This window comes from Candidatus Nitrosopumilus salarius BD31 (genome assembly GCF_000242875.2).
Lineage (GTDB): Archaea > Thermoproteota > Nitrososphaeria > Nitrososphaerales > Nitrosopumilaceae > Nitrosopumilus > Nitrosopumilus salarius.
On record NZ_AEXL02000103.1, the window covers coordinates 1 to 4385 of the forward strand.

Here is a 4385-nt window from a genome sequence, read left to right on the forward strand (position 1 = left end):
TTTCTGCCATATGTAACTCCTTTAGCTCCTGCAGTCATAGCATCTTCAGTCATTTGAAGAATATCTAAATCTGTTTTTGCTTTTGGTCCCCCTGCAATAACAATTGGAACTGGTGTCGTCTTTACAATTTTTGCAAACGAATCAATATCTCCTGTATATAGTGTTTTAACAATATCTGCACCACATTCAGCTCCAATCCTTGCAACATGACCTACAATTTCTGGATCGTGTGGATCTTTGATGTTCTCTCCTCTTGGATACATCATTGCTAAAAGAGGCATTCCCCACTTGTGACATTGATCTGCAGTCATACCAAGCTGTTCTAACATCTCTGGTTCCTCTTTACCTCCAATGTTGATGTGAAGTGAAACTCCGTCTGCTCCCATTGCAACTGCTTCTTTGACAGTACCTGTCAGCATTTTTCGATTAGGTGATAATGATAATGATGTACTGCTTGAAAAATGAACTAAAATTCCTACTTTGGTTGGTTTTGGTAATGCTTTGATAATTCCTTTGTTAATAATTACACTAGTGAGTCCATGTCCTTCACATTTGTAAATTATGTCTGCTGGGTTTTCAAGACCTTCAATAGGTCCATTTGAGATTCCATGATCCATTGGAATGCACAACATTTTTCCTTTTCTAAGAATACGACTAAGTCTGATCTGATTTCCTGTTACCATGATTTGATCTGATTTTTGTGCCCTACTTAAAAATAACGTGAATCTTTGAACTCTCATTTCTTAAAAATTGAGCACAAATCACTCATTTTGTTTAACTCTTTTTTGTTAATTATTCCTGTCAAGGATTAAATAGAAATTCTAAAGGATGAAGATTACTTGAGTCAGACTACTGAGCAGATACAAAAAAGCGATATTAAAGATATTTTAGAAAATTCTCTAAATGGCAAAAGACCTTCACCCGAAGATTGTTTGAGGTTATTAGAATCTGACGATGTTCATCTGATGGGCCTTGTTTCTGGACATCTTACAAGAAAACAGTTTGGCAAAAAAGCATCATTTGTGAATAATATAATTTTGAATTATACCAATGTCTGCATTACTGATTGTAAATTTTGTGCATTTTACAGATCTCCTGGCGCTGAAGATTCTTACACTCTAACTCTTGATCAAATTGAATCTCGAGTAAAAGCTGCTTATGGAATGTTTAAGATCCGCCAAGTTTTGATTCAAGGTGGGCATAATCCAAATTTGAAAATCGAATATTATGAAGATGCATTTAGAATGATTCGAGAGAAATTCCCTGAAGTTGGAGTTCATGGATTATCGACATCTGAAATTGACATGATTGCGAGAGTTGAGAAATCCTCTACAAAAGAAATTTTATCTAGATTAAAAGATGCAGGTTTACAATCCATGCCAGGAGCAGGTGCTGAAATCTTAACTGATTCAGTTAAAGAAATTATTAGCCCAAAGAAAATTTCTAGTGATGCTTGGATTAGAATCATGGATGAAGCACATTCTCTTGGAATTCCATCTTCTGCAACAATGATGTATGGTCATGTAGAAAATAATAATGATGTTGTTGAACACTTTTACAAACTTGTAAAACTACAAGAAAAAACTAAAGGATTCATGGCATTTATCCCCTGGAATTTTGAACCGAATAATACTTTGATGCATGAAGAAGGGATTGTTGAATATGGAACTGGTGGAATACAACTATTGAAAATGATTGCCATTTCTCGATTAGTGTTTGATGGATTAATCTCCCATATTCAATCATCGTGGTTAACCAATGGCGTTGGAATGGCTCAATTAGCATTACAATATGGGGCTGATGATTTTGGTGGCACTCTCATTGGAGAAGAAGTAGTTTCATGCACAGGAGCACGCTCTACTGAACTTACTGACAAAATAATTATGGATGCAATTCATCAAATCGGATATCAGGTAGAAGAACGAGATAATTTTTACAATCCTGTATCTGCACTATAATCCGTAATTGGACCACTTGGAATCTACTAAATTCTTTGTTTTATCATCTACCTTCACTGTTTTCTGAATTTCTCTTTCATATCCCTCTTCTTTTGTTTTCTGAGTTGCATCAATTCCCATCTTGGAACCCAGATTCACAAGTGGTGATGCAGGGTCAAGTGTATCTGTTGGAGTATTGTTGATGATGGTCGTGTCTCTTGCTGGATCTGCTCTTGTAGTAATGGCCCAAATTACATCGTTGATATCGTGTACGTTGATGTCTTCATCTACTACCACAAACATCTTGGTTAGTGAAAGTTGTCCCATTCCCCATAAACCCATCATCACTTTTTTTGCCTGACCTGGATATCTTTTTTTGATTGACATGATAGCAAATCCTTGGAACCAACCTGCAGCTGGCATGCTGAAATCTACTACCTCTGGATGGAACATTTGAATTAGTGGTAAAAATGAACGCTCGATAACTTTTCCAATATATGCATCTTCAAGAATTGGTTTTCCAACAACTGTTGTGACATACACTGGATTTTTTCTACGCATTATTCCTGTTAGTGTAAAAGTTGGATATGGTTCAACTGGTGTATAATATCCTGTATGATCTCCAAATGGTCCTTCGTCTCTAATGTCTGCAGGATCCACATATCCTTCTAAAACAATTTCTGCATTTGCCGGAACATCCAAATCAATTGTTTTGCATTTCACCGTTTTGATTCCCTCTTTTCTTGTGATTCCTGCAAACAAGTACTTGTCCAATCCTTCTGGGACTGGTGCAATTGATGAAAATATTGTCGCAGGATCCCCTCCGATGATTATTGCTGTTGGGATTTTTTCTCCCATGTCTTTTGAAATATCGCTGTGATGAGCTCCTCTTTTGTGTTTTTGCCAATGCATCAACGCATGTGTTTTGTCAACTATCTGCATTCTGTACACTCCTAGATTTCTTACTCCTGTTTTGGGATGTTTGGTTGCAACTAATCCTAAAGTGATGAATCTGCCTGCATCATCTGGCCATGATTTTAGAATTGGTATGTTGTCAAATGTTGCATCTTTTGATGAGATTTCTGTTACTGGCCCACTTGTTTCTAATTTGGGAAATGATGCTGTCATCTTTGAAAGTTCTGGAAGTTTTTTAATTTTATTTAATAATCCTGACGGCATATCCATTTTTGTCATGTCTGCAATCCTTTTGCCAATTTCTGTAAAGTCTGTCATTTCTAATCCAATCTCCAACCTCTTCATGGAGCCAAATGCATTTCCTAAAACTGGCATGTCGTATCCTTTTACATTTTCAAAAAGAATTGCAGGACCATTAGAATACATCTCTCTTCTCAAAATTTCTGCAATTTCTAAATCCGAATCTACTTCAGTTTTTACTCTTTTTAATTCCCCGTGTTTTTCAAGCTCTGTTATGAATCCCTGTATGTCTTCTATTGCCACAAACCCTCTGAAGCCCGTTCAAGTATAAGCTTAACTCGTTTTCAAGAAAAGCATATTTCATTTAATTTCTTTCAACAGCTGTTATTTAATTATCATTTTAGACTAAAAGCAATGTTGGCTGACACTAAATGTGCTGTTTGTAATGGAAATGGAGTTATAGAATTACTTGGTTCTGAATGCCCTTTTTGCAATGGTACTGGCGAACCCAACAAATCTGCCAAATCCTATTTTGAATCTCATATCTGCCAATGTATTTTCCTTGATAGAAAGAGTTGCCCTTTATGTGGAAAGCGATGTCATCATGATACTCCCAACAAACCAAAAATTCTGTTAAGTCCTGATTAATCTACATTGGTGGAAGCTCAGTTTTTCTGTCATGTCCGCCTGAACCAAATTTACAATAAAAACACAGTTCTGACTCCATGTACTTTAACTGTTCGACTTGAATTGCTCCAAGTTTTAGAGCAATCTTTGTAAGAATTTTATATTTTAATGGCATTGCAGGGATCACCTCTTCCATGTAAACTCTGTAATGATCTGGACAAAACTTGAGTGTGACTTTGGATGGCTCTTTGCCTTTTTGATTTACCTGTTTTGTAAAATTGATCTGTTCTCTGATGTATTCGTGTTTTGGACATGGGCAATCTTTTCCCCCAGGATGTTTGTATGCTGGTGTGTTCTTCCAATCAAACTCAGGATATTCTTTTTCAAAGTCATCCATGCACACAGTATGCCATTTATGCATATAAAACTTGATCAAAATTAATTGCAGAAATCAACCCAAATGTACATAAACCCCGGATTATTCAATCAGATTATGGCAGCTGCTAAAAAGCAAACAAAGCAAGATCTTGAAAACAAGATTGCCCAATTAGAAGCAAAGCTAAATCAACTTTCTACTCAGTTAGAGGCCAAGCCTGCACCAAAACCTGCAGAGACAAAACCTGCAGAGACAAAACCTGCAGAGACAAAACCTGCAGAGACAAAACC

5 protein-coding genes are annotated in these 4385 nt (G+C 36.5%); 2 read left to right on the forward strand and 3 right to left on the reverse strand.

What is annotated here, in order from left to right; genetic code table 11:
• Positions 1–683: 2-amino-3,7-dideoxy-D-threo-hept-6-ulosonate synthase (locus BD31_RS05960; RefSeq protein ID WP_008299929.1), on the reverse strand; the 683-nt coding region annotated here is incomplete at its 3' end.
• Positions 684–839: 156 nt separating this feature from the next.
• On the opposite strand from BD31_RS05960, the gene mqnC reads away from it, so the two are divergent.
• Positions 840–1958 carry a cyclic dehypoxanthinyl futalosine synthase gene (gene mqnC, locus BD31_RS05965; RefSeq protein ID WP_008299932.1) on the forward strand — a complete coding sequence of 373 codons (1119 nt, stop codon included), beginning with the start codon at positions 840–842 and terminating at the stop codon, positions 1956–1958.
• Here the strand turns inward: mqnC and BD31_RS05970 are convergent.
• The gene (locus BD31_RS05970) at positions 1953–3395 is read right to left on the reverse strand and encodes a menaquinone biosynthesis decarboxylase (protein WP_008299936.1); all 1443 of its coding nucleotides are present in this window, start codon (positions 3393–3395) and stop codon (positions 1953–1955) included. The genes mqnC and BD31_RS05970 overlap by 6 nt on opposite strands.
• Before the next feature lie 111 nt (positions 3396–3506).
• Between BD31_RS05970 and BD31_RS09830 the strand changes: the two genes are divergently transcribed.
• On the forward strand, positions 3507–3740 hold the full coding sequence (locus BD31_RS09830) for a hypothetical protein (protein ID WP_100222195.1): 234 nt from the start codon (positions 3507–3509) through the stop codon (positions 3738–3740).
• Between the two features lies 1 nt (position 3741).
• On the opposite strand, the gene BD31_RS05975 is transcribed toward BD31_RS09830, so the two are convergent.
• A complete protein-coding gene (locus tag BD31_RS05975; RefSeq protein WP_048097508.1) occupies positions 3742–4116 on the reverse strand; it encodes a hypothetical protein in 375 nt (124 codons plus the stop codon).
• Positions 4117–4385 lie beyond the last annotated feature (269 nt).

Excerpts from the sequence above, each read along its gene's own strand:
- BD31_RS09830 (WP_100222195.1), top strand. The coding sequence starts at position 3,507 with ATGTTGGCTGACACTAAATGTGCTGTTTGTAATGGAAATGGAGTTATA.
- BD31_RS05975 (WP_048097508.1), bottom strand. The coding sequence starts at position 4,116 with ATGGATGACTTTGAAAAAGAATATCCTGAGTTTGATTGGAAGAACACA.